This is a genomic window from Pseudomonas alliivorans, assembly GCF_017826695.1.
GTDB lineage: Bacteria > Pseudomonadota > Gammaproteobacteria > Pseudomonadales > Pseudomonadaceae > Aquipseudomonas > Aquipseudomonas alliivorans.
Window position 1 is genome coordinate 591,711 of the sequence record NZ_JAFFZW010000002.1, and the last position, 15,291, is coordinate 607,001.

The 15,291-nt window shown below is 60.1% G+C and carries 14 protein-coding genes; 12 read left to right on the top strand and 2 right to left on the bottom strand.

Features of this window, described 5'->3' with window-relative positions:
• The first annotated feature begins 42 nt into the window (after positions 1–42).
• The 11 genes from JTJ32_RS07230 (at position 43) to JTJ32_RS07280 (ending at position 11,983) form a co-directional block, all read left to right on the top strand.
• Positions 43–273, top strand: a complete 231-nt coding sequence (locus tag JTJ32_RS07230; protein WP_099227715.1) for a DNA-binding protein — start codon at positions 43–45, stop codon at positions 271–273.
• Between the two features lie 212 nt (positions 274–485).
• On the top strand, positions 486–632 hold the full coding sequence (locus JTJ32_RS07235; protein ID WP_210041585.1) for a hypothetical protein: 147 nt from the start codon (positions 486–488) through the stop codon (positions 630–632).
• Positions 633–961: 329 nt separating this feature from the next.
• Positions 962–2,044, top strand: coding sequence for a 3-deoxy-7-phosphoheptulonate synthase (locus JTJ32_RS07240; protein WP_210041586.1), 1,083 nt, complete (start codon positions 962–964; stop codon positions 2,042–2,044).
• Between the two features lie 83 nt (positions 2,045–2,127).
• A complete protein-coding gene (locus JTJ32_RS07245; RefSeq protein ID WP_058432735.1) occupies positions 2,128–2,409 on the top strand; it encodes a peptidylprolyl isomerase in 282 nt (93 codons plus the stop codon).
• Between the two features lie 154 nt (positions 2,410–2,563).
• On the top strand, positions 2,564–4,426 hold the full coding sequence (locus tag JTJ32_RS07250; RefSeq protein WP_210041588.1) for an extracellular solute-binding protein: 1,863 nt from the start codon (positions 2,564–2,566) through the stop codon (positions 4,424–4,426).
• Positions 4,427–5,491 (top strand): microcin C ABC transporter permease YejB, encoded by a 1,065-nt coding sequence (locus tag JTJ32_RS07255; protein WP_210041590.1) that lies wholly within the window; start codon positions 4,427–4,429, stop codon positions 5,489–5,491.
• A complete protein-coding gene (locus JTJ32_RS07260; protein WP_099227719.1) occupies positions 5,491–6,513 on the top strand; it encodes an ABC transporter permease in 1,023 nt (340 codons plus the stop codon). The genes JTJ32_RS07255 and JTJ32_RS07260 overlap by 1 nt, the downstream gene beginning before the upstream one ends.
• A gap of 1 nt (position 6,514) precedes the next feature.
• The gene (locus tag JTJ32_RS07265) at positions 6,515–8,098 is read left to right on the top strand and encodes an ABC transporter ATP-binding protein (protein ID WP_184322623.1); all 1,584 of its coding nucleotides are present in this window, start codon (positions 6,515–6,517) and stop codon (positions 8,096–8,098) included.
• 59 nt (positions 8,099–8,157) lie between these two features.
• Positions 8,158–9,570: a sigma-54 interaction domain-containing protein gene (locus JTJ32_RS07270; protein WP_210041592.1), complete on the top strand. Its 1,413-nt coding sequence runs from the start codon at positions 8,158–8,160 to the stop codon at positions 9,568–9,570.
• Positions 9,571–9,822: 252 nt separating this feature from the next.
• Positions 9,823–11,214, top strand: coding sequence for a GntP family permease (locus tag JTJ32_RS07275; protein WP_210041594.1), 1,392 nt, complete (start codon positions 9,823–9,825; stop codon positions 11,212–11,214).
• Positions 11,215–11,224: 10 nt separating this feature from the next.
• The gene (locus tag JTJ32_RS07280) at positions 11,225–11,983 is read left to right on the top strand and encodes a 3-hydroxybutyrate dehydrogenase (protein ID WP_099227723.1); all 759 of its coding nucleotides are present in this window, start codon (positions 11,225–11,227) and stop codon (positions 11,981–11,983) included.
• A gap of 12 nt (positions 11,984–11,995) precedes the next feature.
• Here JTJ32_RS07280 and JTJ32_RS07285 read toward each other — a convergent pair whose 3' ends face one another.
• Positions 11,996–13,162 (bottom strand): PilT/PilU family type 4a pilus ATPase, encoded by a 1,167-nt coding sequence (locus JTJ32_RS07285; protein ID WP_210041596.1) that lies wholly within the window; start codon positions 13,160–13,162, stop codon positions 11,996–11,998.
• 111 nt (positions 13,163–13,273) lie between these two features.
• On the opposite strand from JTJ32_RS07285, the gene JTJ32_RS07290 reads away from it, so the two are divergent.
• On the top strand, positions 13,274–13,549 hold the full coding sequence (locus JTJ32_RS07290; RefSeq protein WP_004879573.1) for a peptidylprolyl isomerase: 276 nt from the start codon (positions 13,274–13,276) through the stop codon (positions 13,547–13,549).
• Positions 13,550–13,604: 55 nt separating this feature from the next.
• Here the strand turns inward: JTJ32_RS07290 and pgm are convergent, their stop codons facing one another.
• A complete protein-coding gene (gene pgm, locus JTJ32_RS07295) occupies positions 13,605–15,251 on the bottom strand; it encodes a phosphoglucomutase (alpha-D-glucose-1,6-bisphosphate-dependent) (protein WP_210041598.1) in 1,647 nt (548 codons plus the stop codon).
• Positions 15,252–15,291: the final 40 nt, after the last annotated feature.

Genomic DNA, 15,291 nt, shown 5'->3' on the forward strand with positions numbered 1-15,291 from the left:
AAAATCCAGCTAAAATTAAACTGATTTGAATGGTTTTGAACTATGCCCGGAATACGTACTGCTGCACAAGCCAAGGCCTGGCTCGAACAACAGGGTAAATCTGTTCAAGAATTCGCTCGGGAGAACAGCATTGATCCTGCGACGACCTACCAAGTGCTGGCAGGACGCAAGAAGGGAAAACGCGGCGAAGCCCATAAAGTGGCGGTTCTGCTGGGGATGAAGGTCGGCAGCATCCCTTCCGGGGATGAAAAATCAGAAACCGTGGCGGATTGATGTGAATTCCTCCGAAGAGTATAGGACAGGAATCTTTACTGCCCGGCGGCACGAACGGACTGACGAAAGAGCCTTTTCCGACAGTTTTTGTCCACAGCCCATTTTGTCGGCAGCCTTGCAACGACTGATCGACAATCCCCCCGATCGAATTTTCCAATTGAATGAGCGTGCATGCCTGAAGTAAGCTTCAGCTCATTCAACGGAGACACACCATGCTGCAATCCACTTCATTACAGTTCGTCGCACACGCCAGCGCCTGCCGCTCGGCTGATGCCATGACTGTGCGGATTGCTCCTGCCATGACGGTTCTCCAGCTCAACGCGTATTACGGGTATTGGTTTAGCCACTGGCGCGCCTGATACCCATCCGGCGCCCACTTCAAGGGGACGCCAACCAGAGAATTCTCTACCCCCGGTCGGCTACCCGACCGGGGGTTTTGTTTTTTTGGCCCCTCAAAAAACACCACATTGAATCGAATCGAGGAACACGACATGAACTACGCCACCTATTACCGCAACGACATCGACTTCGCCTGGCGATTTAGCAACCTCCGTTCGGGACAGCCTGCCGCCTCCGATCGGTCACTGCCAGGTGGCAATTGCACACACACGGCCGAACTGGCCCTTTGTCGAACACCCCAGTAGGGCTCTGAGCGGGAATACGACCCGCCGGCCCAGGAAGTCAAAACATGAATTCGTCCGTTGCCGTAAAACCGTTCGACCTGTCCAGCCACTCGATCACGCTGCCCCACAGCATCTCCGCCTCGACACGCCTGCCCAGTGCCCTTGAGCTCAAGAGCAGCCTGCCGCTGAATACCGCCCTGACCGATCAGGTCGCCGCCCACCGTCGCGCCGTCAGAGCCATCCTCCAGGGTGAAGACTCACGCCTGCTCGTCATCGTCGGTCCCTGCTCCCTCCACGATCCGCAGTCCGCACTCGAATACGCAGAACGCCTGGCGGGTCTCGCCTCTGAAGTCAGCGACCAGATGCTGCTGGTCATGCGTGCCTACGTCGAAAAGCCCCGCACGACGGTCGGCTGGAAAGGCCTGGCCTATGATCCTCGCCTGGACGGCAGCGACGACATGGCGGTGGGTCTGAAGCTGTCACGGGACCTGATGCGCGAGATGCTGCACATGGGCCTGCCCGTTGCGACTGAAATCCTGCAGCCCATGGCCGCAGGCTACTTCGACGACCTGCTGAGTTGGGTCGCTATCGGCGCCCGCACGACCGAATCGCAGATTCATCGGGAAATGGCCAGCGGCCTGCCCATGGCGGTCGGCTTCAAGAACGGTACGGACGGTGGTGTCGCAGTCGCCAGCGACGCGATCCGCTCGGCGGCCCACCCTCATCGCCACTTCGGCATGGACAGCCACGGCCATCCGGCAATCATCGAGACCCAAGGCAACGCGGACACGCATATCGTGCTGCGCGGCGGACACAGCGGACCGAACCACGACAGCGAGAGCATTGCCAAGGTACAGGCCAGTCTGGCAAAGAACCGGATTGCAGCGCGCATCATGGTCGACTGCAGCCATGCCAACAGTGGCAAGGACCCGCTACGTCAGCCGCAGGTCTTCGACAATGTTCTCCAGCAGCGTCTGCAAGGCAACAACTCACTGATCGGCATGATGATCGAAAGCCACTTGTTCGACGGCTGCCAGCCCTTGAGCAACGCACTTGAATACGGTGTGTCGGTGACCGACGGCTGTCTGGGCTGGACGGGCACCGAGCAGTTGCTACGCCGCGCGGTTGATCGGTTGCGCTACAGATAAGAGCAACACAAAGGAACTTTGTCAGGAAATACCGAACTGATTCCGGTAGGCTGTTTCTTTTTTTTCACAGGAGATTTTTCCCCATGGCTAAAGCCACTGCGCGCCACATCCTTGTTTCGAGCGAAGAGAAGTGCAACGAACTCAAGGCACAGATCGAAGGCGGCGCTGATTTCGCTGAAATCGCCAAAGCCAACTCCACCTGCCCGTCCAGCCGCCAGGGCGGTGAACTGGGTTCGTTCGGTCCAGGCCAGATGGTCAAGGAATTCGACACCGTTGTGTTCAGCGCTCCGGTGAATACCGTTCAGGGTCCGGTCAAGACCCAGTTCGGCTACCACCTGCTGGAAGTGACCAGCCGTCAGGACTGATCCTGTCGCACGGTTTTGCACGCGTTACCAAACGGTTCATCTTCGGATGGGCCGTTTTCGCAGGTGGCTTGGCGAATCAGGGATTTATCTGTAGAAGATACCGCTGTCTGCAATGCGACGCCGGGCGCTTCTACGGTCAATCGGGATTCGAGTAATGCGTTTTGTTTTTTCTTCACTGATCGCCGCAACACTGGCCCTGGCCTCCTTTCCGCTGTTCGCCGCTCCGCAACACGCCCTGACCGTTTATGGTGAGCCCCCTCGCTACCCCGCCAATTTCCAGCATTTCGATTACGTGAACCCTGATGCGCCGAAAGGTGGCAGCATGCGCCGCTCCGCCATCGAGATTGGTCAGTTCGATCACCTGATGCCCTTCACCGACAAGGGCATGGGCGTTTCGCAGATCAACGGCATGCTGTACTCGCCGCTGGCGGTGCGCTCGATGGACGAGCCCTACACCGTCTACGGGCTGGTGGCCGAGAAGATGGAACGCAGCGCGGACGGGCTGTCCCTGCGCTTCTACCTGAACCCCAAGGCACGTTTTGCCGACGGGACAGCAATCACCGCCAACGATGTGAAATACACCTACGAGCTGCTGATGACCCAGGGCAGCATGCAGTACCGGACCCAGTTCGAGGCGGTCAAAGGCCTGGAGGTCGAGTCGCCGACACAGATACGGTTCGACTTCAAACACTCCGACAACCGTACCCTGCCCCTGGATCTGGCCTCGCTGCCGGTTTTTCCGGAACACTGGTGGAAGACCCGCGACTTCGCCAGTGGCGCAGGCTTTGAAGTGCCGCCGGGCAGCGGCCCATACAAGATCGCGCATGTCGATCCGGGTCGCACCATCACGTTCGAGCGTGATCCGGCATGGTGGGGCAAGGACCTGCCGGTCAGCCGCGGTCTCTATAACTTCGACACGTTCAGCATCGAGTACTTCGGCGATATCGACGTCGCACGCCAGGTGCTCAAGGGCGGCGCCTACGATTACAACCGGGAATTCTCCGCGACCGGCTATTCGATTCGCTACGATAGTCCGCAGTTGAACGACGGAAGATTGCAGAAGGCGCATCTGGCCAAGGGCGCTGTGCAAAGTTCTCAGGGTTTCGTGTTCAACCTGAGCCGGCGGATGTTTCAGGACCGACGCGTACGTCAGGCACTGTCGCTGCTCTGGGATTTCGAATGGACCAACCGACAGATGATGCGCAACATGTATATCCGTCAGGACAGTTACTTTTCCAATTCCGATCTTGCCGCCACCGAACTGCCGACGACGGCAGAGCTGAAGATTCTCGAACCGTTGCGTGGCAAGGTGCCGGACCAGGTGTTCGACACCGTCTACAAGACGCCCAAGACCGATGGCACGGGCTTTATCCGCGACAAGCAACTGCAAGCCCTGGCATTGATGAAAGAAGCTGGCTGGACGCCAAAAGGCGATGAACTGGTCAACGCCGAAGGCCAGCCTTTCCGCTTCACGTTCCTCAACGGCCAGACCGGTTTTGAACGCATGCTGCTGCCCTACAAGCGCAATCTTGCGCAGATCGGCATTCATTTCGACATTCGCCGGATAGACGCGGCGCAGTACCTGAACCGGGTCATGGCCCGCGACTACGACATGATCGTCACCGGCTACCCGGTTTCCACCTCGCCGGGCTCGGAGCTGTACAACAGCTTTGGCTCGAAAGTGGCGATGGATCCGGGCTCGAGCAATTACATGACGCTGCAGGATCCGGCCGTGGATACGCTGATCGCCGGTCTGCTCAAGGCCGACAACAAGCAGACAATGACCGACTATGCGCACTGCCTGGATCGCGTGCTGCAGTGGAATTATTACTGGATTCCCAACTATTACCCGCCGGGGTCCTCGACCGTGTGGTGGAACCGCTTCGGCATTCCGAAAGTTCAGGCCAGCAACAACGAAGCCATCGAAACCTGGTGGGAGGTCAGCCCCACGCCGCTGACCAACGAGCAATTCACCGCCAAGCGCGGCGCATCAGCCCTTGTTTCGGAGATGAAGTAGATGCTCGGCTACATTCTGCGGCGTCTGCTGCTGATCATCCCGACCTTGTTGTGCATTCTGCTGGTCAACTTCTTCATCGTGCAGGCGGCACCCGGCGGCCCGGTGGAACAAGCCATCGCACGACTGCAGGGCATTGGCGGCACCACGGCCGGTGCCAGCGCCTCCGAGTCGACTGGTGCCGGGCAATCCAGAGCGTCTCGAGGACTGGACCCGAAGCTGATCAAGGAAATAGAGCATCAATACGGTTTCGACAAGCCACTGCATGAACGGCTGTGGCTGATGCTCAAGAACTACGCGCAACTGGACTTCGGCAACAGCTTCTTTCGCGGCGCGACGGTCACCGATCTGATTCTGCAGAAGATGCCGGTGTCCATTTCCCTGGGACTCTGGGCGACGCTTCTGACCTACCTGGTATCGATCCCATTGGGCATTCGCAAGGCCGTCAAACACGGCAGCCAGTTCGACATCTGGAGCAGCACAGCGATCATCATCGGTTACGCGACGCCCGCGTTTCTGTTCGCCATGCTGTTGATCGTGGTGTTCTGTGGCGGAACCTCCCTGAGCTGGTTCCCGGTGCGAGGGCTGGTCTCGGATGACTTCGATCAGCTATCGACGCCGGGCAAGATCGCCGATTACTTTTGGCATCTGGTACTGCCGGTATCGGCGCTGGTCATCGGCGGTTTCGCCTCGCTGACCTTGCTGACCAAACACTCGTTTCTCAACGAGATCACCCGCCAATACGTGATTACCGCCCGAGCGAAGGGCATGAGCGAACGGCGTGTGCTTTATGGCCATGTGTTTCGCAATGCGATGCTACTCGTGGTGTCTGGCATTCCGCAGGCATTTATCAGCGTGTTCTTTGCAGGATCGCTGCTGATCGAAGTAATTTTCTCGCTCGACGGTCTGGGCCGCATGAGTTACGAAGCCGCCGTTTCCCGGGACTATCCGGTGGTGTTCGGCTCGCTGTTCATATTCACGCTGTTCGGGCTGCTGATCAAACTGGTGGGGGATGTCTGCTACACCCTGGTCGATCCCAGAATTGACTTCAACGCGAGGACGGCATGATGCGCAGTCTTTCTCCGCTTGCCCGTCGCCGCCTGGAGCGTTTTCGTGGCAATCGCCGCGGCTGGTGGTCGCTCTGGCTGTTCTGTGCCCTCTTCGCCCTCACGCTGGGCGGCGAGCTGATCGCCAATGACAAGCCGCTGGTGGTCAGCTACCAGCACTCGTTGTATTTCCCGGTGCTCAAGCGTTACACCGAGCAGCAGTTCGGAGGCGAGCTGCCGTTCCAGCCGGACTACCGCAGCGACTATGTGCGCCGGTTGATCGACAAGGGGGATGGCTGGATGCTGTTTCCACCCATCCCGTTCAGCGACGACACGCCCAACTACGAATTGACCATCCCCGCGCCCAGCCCGCCGTCCGCGACCAACTGGCTGGGCACTGACGATCAGGCCCGCGATGTACTGGCTCGTGTCATCTTCGGCGCTCGCGTGTCGATTCTGTTTGCACTGGCACTGACCTTCATCAGCGCCTTGATCGGCATCACCGCAGGCGCGCTTCAGGGGTATTACGGCGGCTGGGTGGATTTGCTTGGCCAGCGGCTGCTGGAAGTCTGGTCGGGCCTGCCGGTGTTGTACCTGCTGATTATCCTCTCAGGCTTTGTCGAGCCGGACTTCTGGTGGTTGCTGGGCATCATGGCGTTGTTTTCCTGGCTGACGCTGGTGGACGTGGTGCGTGCCGAGTTTCTGCGTGGCCGAAATCTGGAATACGTCAAAGCCGCACGCGCCCTGGGGCTGAGCGACCGGACGGTGATTTTGCGCCACATCCTGCCCAACGCCATGAACGCCACGCTCAGCTATCTGCCGTTCATTCTCACGGGCGCTATTTCGACCCTGACAGCACTGGATTTCCTTGGCTTCGGCATGCCCGCAGGCAGTGCGTCACTGGGCGAGCTGATCGCTCAGGGCAAGCAGAACCTGCAGGCGCCCTGGCTGGGACTGACAGCATTCTTCGCCCTCGCCCTGATCCTCACGTTGCTGGTGTTCATTGGCGAGGCGTTGCGCGATGCCTTCGACCCGAGGTCCTGACATGCAAGAAAACCTGATCGAAATCCGCGACCTGAGCGTTGCTTTCAGCGGGCAGACAGTGGTCAGCAACCTGAGTCTGGACGTGCGGCCGGGCGAGTGCCTGGCGCTGGTCGGCGAGTCCGGATCGGGCAAGTCGGTCACCGCGCACTCGATTCTGCAACTGCTGCCCAAAAGCGGCACCGTGACGACAGGCAGCATTACCTATCGTGGCCAGCAACTGGTCGGCGCGAATGATCAAACCCTGCGTGAGCTGCGCGGCAACCGTATTGCCATGATCTTTCAGGAGCCCATGACGTCGCTGAACCCGCTGCACACCGTTGCCAAACAGATCGGTGAAACCCTGCTGCTGCACCGGGGCATGGGTGGTCGTGAGGCGCAGAAACGGATTGTCGAACTCCTCGAACTGGTGGGCATCCAGCAACCGCACAAACGCCTGAAGGCCTACCCGCATGAGTTGTCCGGCGGTCAGCGTCAGCGGGTCATGATTGCAATGGCACTGGCCTGCGAGCCGGAACTGTTGATTGCCGACGAGCCGACCACGGCGCTGGACGTGACCGTACAGCGCAAGATCCTGCTGCTGCTCAAGGCGTTGCAGCAACGCCTGGGCATGTCGCTGTTGCTGATCAGTCACGACCTGAATCTGGTGCACAGCGTCGCGCAGCGGGTCTGCGTGATGCGCGCTGGCGAAATCGTCGAACAGGCCGATTGCCAATCGCTGTTCAAGGCGCCGCAGCACCCCTACAGCCGTTTACTGCTGGATGCCGAGCCCGCGGGTGAACCCTTGCCACGTGATGCGCGGGAGAAGGTACTGGAAGTCGACAACCTGAAAGTCTGGTTCTCGTTGACCGGCGGCATTCTGAGGCGGCACAAGGAATACCTCAAAGCAGTCGATGACATCAGTCTGAGCATCGAACGAGGCAAGACACTGGGTATCGTCGGCGAATCGGGTTCCGGAAAGTCGACGCTGGGCCAGGCCATCCTGCGGCTGCTGGATTCGCGTGGCAGCATCCGCTTTCGGGGCATCGCGCTGGACGGCCTGACCCAGAAACAGATGCGGCCCTGGCGCAAAGAGATGCAGGTCGTGTTTCAGGATCCCTACGGCAGCCTCAGCCCGCGCATGTCGGTGGCGCAGATCATTGCCGAAGGGCTCGACGTGCACAGCGGTCTGGATGCGGTTCAGTGTGATGTCGAGGTGATCCGCGCACTGGAGGAAGTCGGTATCGATCCGCAGAGCCGTCATCGCTATCCGCACGAGTTCTCCGGCGGCCAGCGGCAGCGCATCGCCATCGCAAGGGCGCTGGTGCTCAAACCCGCGCTGATTCTGCTCGACGAACCCACCTCGGCGCTGGATCGCACCGTGCAAAAGCAGGTCGTTGCCCTGCTGCGCGAACTGCAGGAGAAACACGGGCTAACCTACCTGTTCATCAGCCACGATCTGGCGGTGGTCAAGGCCTTGGCCCATGATGTAATCGTGGTCAAGGATGGCAAGGTGGTCGAGCGAGGCCCCAGCCATGCGGTATTCGATTCGCCACAGCAGCCCTACACCCGGGAACTGCTGGCGGCAGCGCACCCGGGTTTTATCTGATCATGTGAAAAAAGGGCAGTCTGTGCGGCCAGGCGCCCGCTTCTGACGGAACACCCCCCATGAACGACAATAATCTCAACGACTATCAAAGCATCCGGCGCCTGGCTATCCGCTCGCTGTTCGAAATCATCGAGCAATCCAGCGAAGGGACAGTCATCGTCGACAAGGACGCACGCATCGTCTGGATCAACGAGCGGTATGCACGGCGTTTCGGGTTGCAGGACCCGACGCTGGCCATCGGGCAGCCGTGCGAAAACGTGATACCGGGCAGCCTGCTGCGTCAGGTGGCGAGCGACGGACAGCCCATCCTGCTGGATATGATGGACACCGCCAAGGACCCGCTGGTGGTCATGCGCCTGCCCATCCACGATGACGTGGGAGGACTGATCGGTGCCATCGGGTTTGCGCTGTTCGACCAGTTGCAGACGCTGTCTCCCCTGCTCACCCGCTACCTGAGCATGCAACAGGAACTGGCCACCACACGCTCGCTGCTCAAGGCCCGTCAGGCCAAATACAGCTTCGCGCACTTCATCGGCACCAGCGAGGCGTCGCTGGAGGTCAAGCGCCGCGCCAGACGTGGCGCCAATACTCAGTCAACGGTATTGCTGCTGGGCGAAACCGGCACTGGCAAGGAGCTGCTCGCTCACGCCATTCACAACGCGTCGCCCCGAGCCGGCAAGCCATTCGTGAGCATCAACAGCGCTGCGATCCCGGAAAACCTGCTGGAGGCAGAGTTCTTCGGCACCGCGCCCGGTGCTTTCACCGGTGCCGACCGCAAGGGACGCCCCGGAAAACTGAAAATCGCTCAGGGCGGCACGCTGTTTCTCGACGAGATCGGAGACATGCCGCTGGCCCTGCAAAGCAAACTGCTGCGCGTACTGCAGGAAAAGGAATACGAGCCGGTGGGCTCCAACGAAGTCTTTCAGAGCGACGTTCGCCTGATCGCGGCAACGTCCACTGACCTTGAAGCTGCCATCCAGTGCGGTGAATTTCGCGCCGACCTTTACTACCGCCTGAGCGTACTGCCGATCAAAGTGCCGCCTCTGCGCGATCGCCTGGAAGACCTCCCGGCGCTCAGTGAGGCGATTCTGGAGGAGCTACGCAGCCATCATGAGCTGGAAAGCGAAGCGCTGGGGGTTCTCGCCCGGCATGCCTGGCCTGGCAATATCCGTGAGTTGCGCAATGTACTGGAGCGTGCCGCGCTACTGAGTGACGAGTCCTTGCTGACCGCTGCGGACATTCAGGCGGCCATCGGAACGCTGATACCGTTGAAGACGACCGCTGCAAGTGTCGCCAGTCCTGTGCAACAGGAAACCTTCACCGAGGCGCGCCGGCGTTTCGACCGGCACCTGATCGAAACCACCCTGCGCCAGTGCGCGGGCAGCGTTGTGCTGGCGGCCAGTCAGCTTGGCCTGGGTCGCTCCACTCTCTACAAGAAAATGGCGACCTTGGGCATTGCCGAGTCTCCCTAAAGAGACATCGGTCTCTTTAGGGAGATAACGCCGAGCAGCCCGCAATCGGGCGTTTTTTTGGCCCATTGAACGCCGCCTGGCTGGCTGAAGCCTGTCTATCTGTCTCGATTTGTAGACATAGAACCTGCCTGCATTTCAGTTCGACTCAAAATTTCCATACATTTCAATACGTTGCTCACATGGCACGAAACCCGCTATGTCGACTGAAGCTGTTCCGGTTTCATTAAAAACAATAACAACAGGAGACACCTGATGAGCGTCCTCATCGCACTGGCAGCGCTTGCGCTGTTGATGCTTGCCGCCTACCGCGGCTACAGCGTCATTCTTTTCGCCCCCATCGCGGCCCTGGGCGCTGTGCTGCTGACTGATCCCTCGGCGGTGGCCCCGGCCTTCACCGGGGTGTTCATGGACAAGATGGTCGGCTTCATCAAGCTGTATTTCCCGGTTTTTCTGCTGGGCGCAGTGTTTGGCAAGCTGATCGAGCTGTCCGGGTTCTCGCGCTCCATTGTGGCGGCCGCCATCGGTGTGCTCGGCACACGCCAGGCCATGCTGGTGATCGTGCTGGTCTGCGCGCTGCTGACCTACGGCGGCGTTTCACTGTTCGTGGTGGTGTTTGCGGTCTATCCATTCGCCGCGGAGATGTTCAGGCAGAGCAATATCCCCAAACGCCTCATTCCGGCCACCATCGCGCTGGGCGCGTTCTCGTTCACCATGGACGCCCTGCCCGGCACGCCGCAGATTCAAAACATCATCCCGACCGCCTTCTTCAACACGACCGCATGGGCGGCCCCCTGGCTTGGGCTCATTGGCACGATCTTCGTGTTCAGCGCAGGCATGCTCTACCTGCAGCGCCAGCGCAACAAGGCGCAAGATGCTGGCGAAGGCTACGGCACGCAATTGCGCAACGAACCCGAGACTGCGCCTGACCTCAAGTTGCCCAATCCCTGGCTGGCCCTGTCACCGCTGGTGGCCGTGGGCATCATGAACCTGCTGTTCACCTGGTGGATTCCGCAGTGGTATGGCAAGACCCACACCCTCGCGCTGCCAGGCATGGCGGCACCCGTGCAGACCGAAGTGGCCAAGGTCACGGCCATCTGGGCGGTCGAAGCGGCGCTGCTGGTGGGCATTCTGATGGTGCTGATCTTCGGCTTCCGAGCCATTCGAAGCAGGCTCGCAGAAGGCACCAAGAGCGCAGTGAGCGGCGCACTGCTGGCCGCCATGAACACCGCCTCCGAGTACGGCTTCGGCGCAGTCATCGCCTCACTGCCGGGGTTTCTGGTGCTGGCCAATGGTCTCAAGAGCATCCCCAACCCACTGGTCAACGAGGCGATCACCGTGACGCTGCTGGCCGGCATCACGGGCTCCGCGTCGGGCGGCATGAGCATTGCCCTGGCCGCCATGTCGCAAGAGTTCATCGCCGCCGCCAACGCCGCGAACATTCCGCTGGAGGTTCTGCACCGGGTCGCCGCCATGGCCAGCGGCGGCATGGACACACTCCCGCACAACGGCGCAGTGATCACTTTGCTGGCGGTGACGGGGCTGACCCACCGCGAGGCCTACAAGGATATTTTCGGCATCACATTGATCAAGACGCTGGCGGTATTCGTCGTCATCGCAACGTTCTATGCCACTGGCATCGTGTAAGGAATCGATTATGAATCTGCAAAGCAAAACCGCTCTGGTGACAGGCTCCACCAGCGGCATTGGTCTGGGTATCGCGCTCGAACTGGCCAAGGCGGGCGCCGACGTGATCCTCAACGGCTTTGGTGACACGTCCGAGGTGATCAGCCAGATCGAACAGGCTGGCGGCAAGGTCGGCCACCATCCTGCCGATGTGAGTGATCCTGCGCAGATCGCGGACATGATCGCCTACGCCGAGCGTGAGTTCGGCGGCGTCGACATTCTGGTCAATAACGCAGGTATTCAGCACGTCAGCAGTGTCGAGGAGTTTCCGGTCGAGCGCTGGGATTCGATCCTCGCCATCAACCTGTCCTCTGTGTTCCACACCACGCGCCTCAGCCTGCCAGGCATGAGCAGAAAAGGCTGGGGGCGGATCATCAACATCGCTTCAGTACACGGTCTGGTCGGTTCAACCGGCAAGGCGGCGTACGTGGCGGCCAAGCATGGCGTGATCGGCCTGACCAAGGTTGTGGCGCTGGAAACCGCATCCACCCAGATCACCTGCAACGCCATCTGTCCTGGATGGGTGTTGACGCCATTGGTACAGCAGCAGATCGACAAGCGAGGGGGGACCGAGCAGGCGCGATACGACCTGCTGGCGGAAAAGCAGCCGTCGCTGGATTTCGTCACGCCGCAACAACTGGGTGAACTGGCGCTCTTCCTGTGCAGCGATGCGGCCGTTCAAGTGCGCGGTGCGGCCTGGAACGTTGACGGCGGCTGGCTGGCCCAGTGACAGCCTTGCCCGTCAGTTCTGGGACGGGGGCTCGTCGTCGACCAGCCCCCACTCGACCATGCTCGGTTTAGCCGCGCCGATCGGTGCAGCAGGCGCTGTCGTCAAGGCGTTCACCCCATTTTCGCCGTGCAGCTTGAGGCGCAGCCTTACGTTATTCTGCGAATCCGCATGTTTCAGCGCTTCCTCTTCGCTGATAGCGCCCTCCACCGCAAGGTTGAACAGCGCGGTGTCGAAGGTCTGCATGCCGAGGCTGCCGGACTTCTCCATGATCCCTTTGAGCTCGTTCAACTGGTTGCGCTGGATCAGATCACGAATGGTCGGCGTCCCCATCATCACCTCCACCGCTGCACGGCGCTTGCCATCCGGGGTTTTGACCAGACGCTGAGACACGAACGCCTTGAGGTTGTTGCCCAGGTCATGCAGCAGTTGCGGACGGCGTTCTTCCGGGAAGAAATTGATGATTCGGTCCAGCGCCTGGTTGGCGTTATTGGCGTGCAGAGTCGAAATCGCCAGGTGCCCGGTGTCGGCGAACGCCAGCGCGTGCTCCATGGTTTCGCGGTCACGAATCTCACCGATCAGAATCACATCCGGGGCCTGGCGCAGGGTGTTTTTCAGCGCCGCCCTGAAACTGCGGGTGTCGACGCCCACTTCCCGCTGATTGACGATGGATTTCTTGTGCCGGTGAATGAATTCGACCGGGTCTTCGATGGTGATGATATGGCCGCTGGCGTTACGGTTGCGATAGTCGATCAAGGCCGCCAGCGAGGTGGATTTACCCGAGCCGGTGGCACCGACGAACAGTACAAGGCCGTGCTTTTCCATGATCACATCCAGCAGGACCGGCGGCAGATACAGGTCTTCGAAGCGCGGGATGTCCAGCTTGATGTTACGCGCGACGATCGACACTTCATTGCGCTGCATGAAGATATTGATCCGGAAACGCCCGATGCCGGCCAGTGAGACGGCGAGGTTCATTTCCAGCTCTCGCAGAAACTCCAGTTTCTGCTCTTCGTCCATCAGGCCCTGAGCAATCTTCGCCACTTCGCCCGGCTTGAGAGTTTCGGTGCCGAGCGGTTTGAGCACGCCATTGAATTTGGCGCAGGGCGGCGCTCCAGTGGAAAGATAGAGGTCCGATCCGTCCTGACTGGCCAGAATCTTCAACAACGCCGGGAAATCCATAATCACTACCGTACGAAATCAGGGTGGAAAAACGTTTGCCTGTCGCCTGAGCGCCAGATGCGGCAAGGACAGGCATAATGGCAGGCTTTTACAGTTGCTGGATATCGAGACATGAAAGCACAGGCCCGCCATATTCTGGTGAAAACTGCCGAAGAGGCCGAACAGCTCAAGCAGCGAATCGCCAAGGGCGAGGCGTTTGACGTGTTGGCCAAAAAGCATTCTAGCTGCCCGTCCGGCAAACGCGGCGGCGATCTGGGCGAAGTCCGGCCAGGACAGATGGTCGGGGCTATCGATCAGGTGATTTTCAAGAAGCCGCTGCGCACCGTCCACGGGCCGATCAAAAGTAAGTTCGGCTACCACCTGGTGCAGGTTTTTTACAGGGACTGACGAAAACGGCCCGCCTGCGCAAAACGCAGGCGAGCCGTCAATTCGACCTCAGCGATTACTTCGCAGAAATCGCGCTGTCCACCAGCACCTGGGCTTCTTCGACCAGACGCTTCAGGTGATCCTCGCCCACGAAGCTTTCTGCGTAGATCTTGTAGATGTCTTCGGTACCCGATGGGCGCGCCGCGAACCAGCCGTTTTCAGTCATGACTTTCACGCCACCAAACGCCTGATCATTGCCCGGCGCGTTGCTCAGCACGTTCTGGATCGACTCGCCCGCCAGCTCGGTGGACGTGACCTGCTCCGGCGACAGCTTGCTCAGCAACGCCTTCTGCTGCGGGTTGGCCCTGGCATCGACACGGGTCGAATACGGCTTGCCCAACTGCTCGGTCATGGTCTGGTAATGCTCGCTTGGATCACGTCCCGTGCGTGCAGTGATTTCGGCCGCCAGCAACGCTGGAATCAGACCGTCCTTGTCGGTGGTCCACACCGTACCATCGCGACGCAGGAACGAAGCGCCAGCGCTTTCCTCGCCACCAAAGCCCAGCGAACCGTCGAACAGGCCGTCAGCGAAGTACTTGAAACCTACCGGCACTTCGTAAAGGCGGCGACCCAGACGCGCAGCGACACGGTCGATCATGCCGCTGCTGACCACGGTCTTGCCGACTGCAGCATCAGCGCGCCACTCGGGACGGTTCTGAAACAGATAGTCGATGGACACCGCCAGGTAACTGTTGGGCGTCATCAACCCGCCGGTCGGGGTCACGATACCGTGGCGGTCATGGTCGGGGTCGCAGGCAAAGGCGACCTGATAGCGGTCCTTGAGACCGATCAGGCTCTGCATCGCGTGACTGGACGACGGGTCCATACGGATCTGACCATCCCAGTCGACGCTCATGAAGCGGAACGTCGGGTCGACGAACTTGTTCACCACGTCCAGGTTCAGGCCGTAATGCTCACCGATCGCCGTCCAGTAGTTGACCCCAGCTCCGCCCAGCGGATCGACGCCAAGGCGCAGTCCTGCATCGCGAATCGCGTCCATGTCGATGACATTTTTCAGGTCTGCCACGTACGTATTGACGTAGTCATGACGATGCGTGGTGTCGGCGCGCAGGGCCTTTTCGTGGCTCATGCGCGACACGCCCAGAACCTTCTCGGCCAACAATTCGTTGGCCTTGTTTTCGATCCACTTGGTGACGTCGCTGTCGGCCGGGCCGCCGTTAGGTGGGTTGTACTTGAAGCCGCCGCTCTGTGGCGGGTTGTGCGATGGCGTGATGACGATGCCGTCAGCAAGGCCGGAGGTACGGCCGCGGTTGTAGCAAATGATCGCGTGGGACACGGCAGGTGTCGGCGTGTACTCGTCGCCCTGGGAGATCATCACCTGCACACCGTTGGCCGCCAGCACTTCAAGCGCGGAGGCCGCGGCAGGCGTGGACAGCGCGTGAGTATCGGCCCCCAGGAACAGCGGGCCGTCGATGCCCTTGGCCTGACGGTACAGGCAGATGGCCTGGCTGATGGCCAGAACGTGCCATTCGTTGAAGCTCAGTTCGAACGAGGTGCCGCGATGCCCGGAGGTGCCGAACGAGACACGCTGGGTGGCGACCGAAGCATCGGGCTGGCCGGTGTAGTAAGCCGTGACCAGTCTCGGGATATCGACCAGTAACTGCGCAGGTGCCAGCTTGCCGGCGAAAGGACTGAGACTCATACAACCTCCGTGGATAAAAAAGGAAAATTCGGACAGGAAA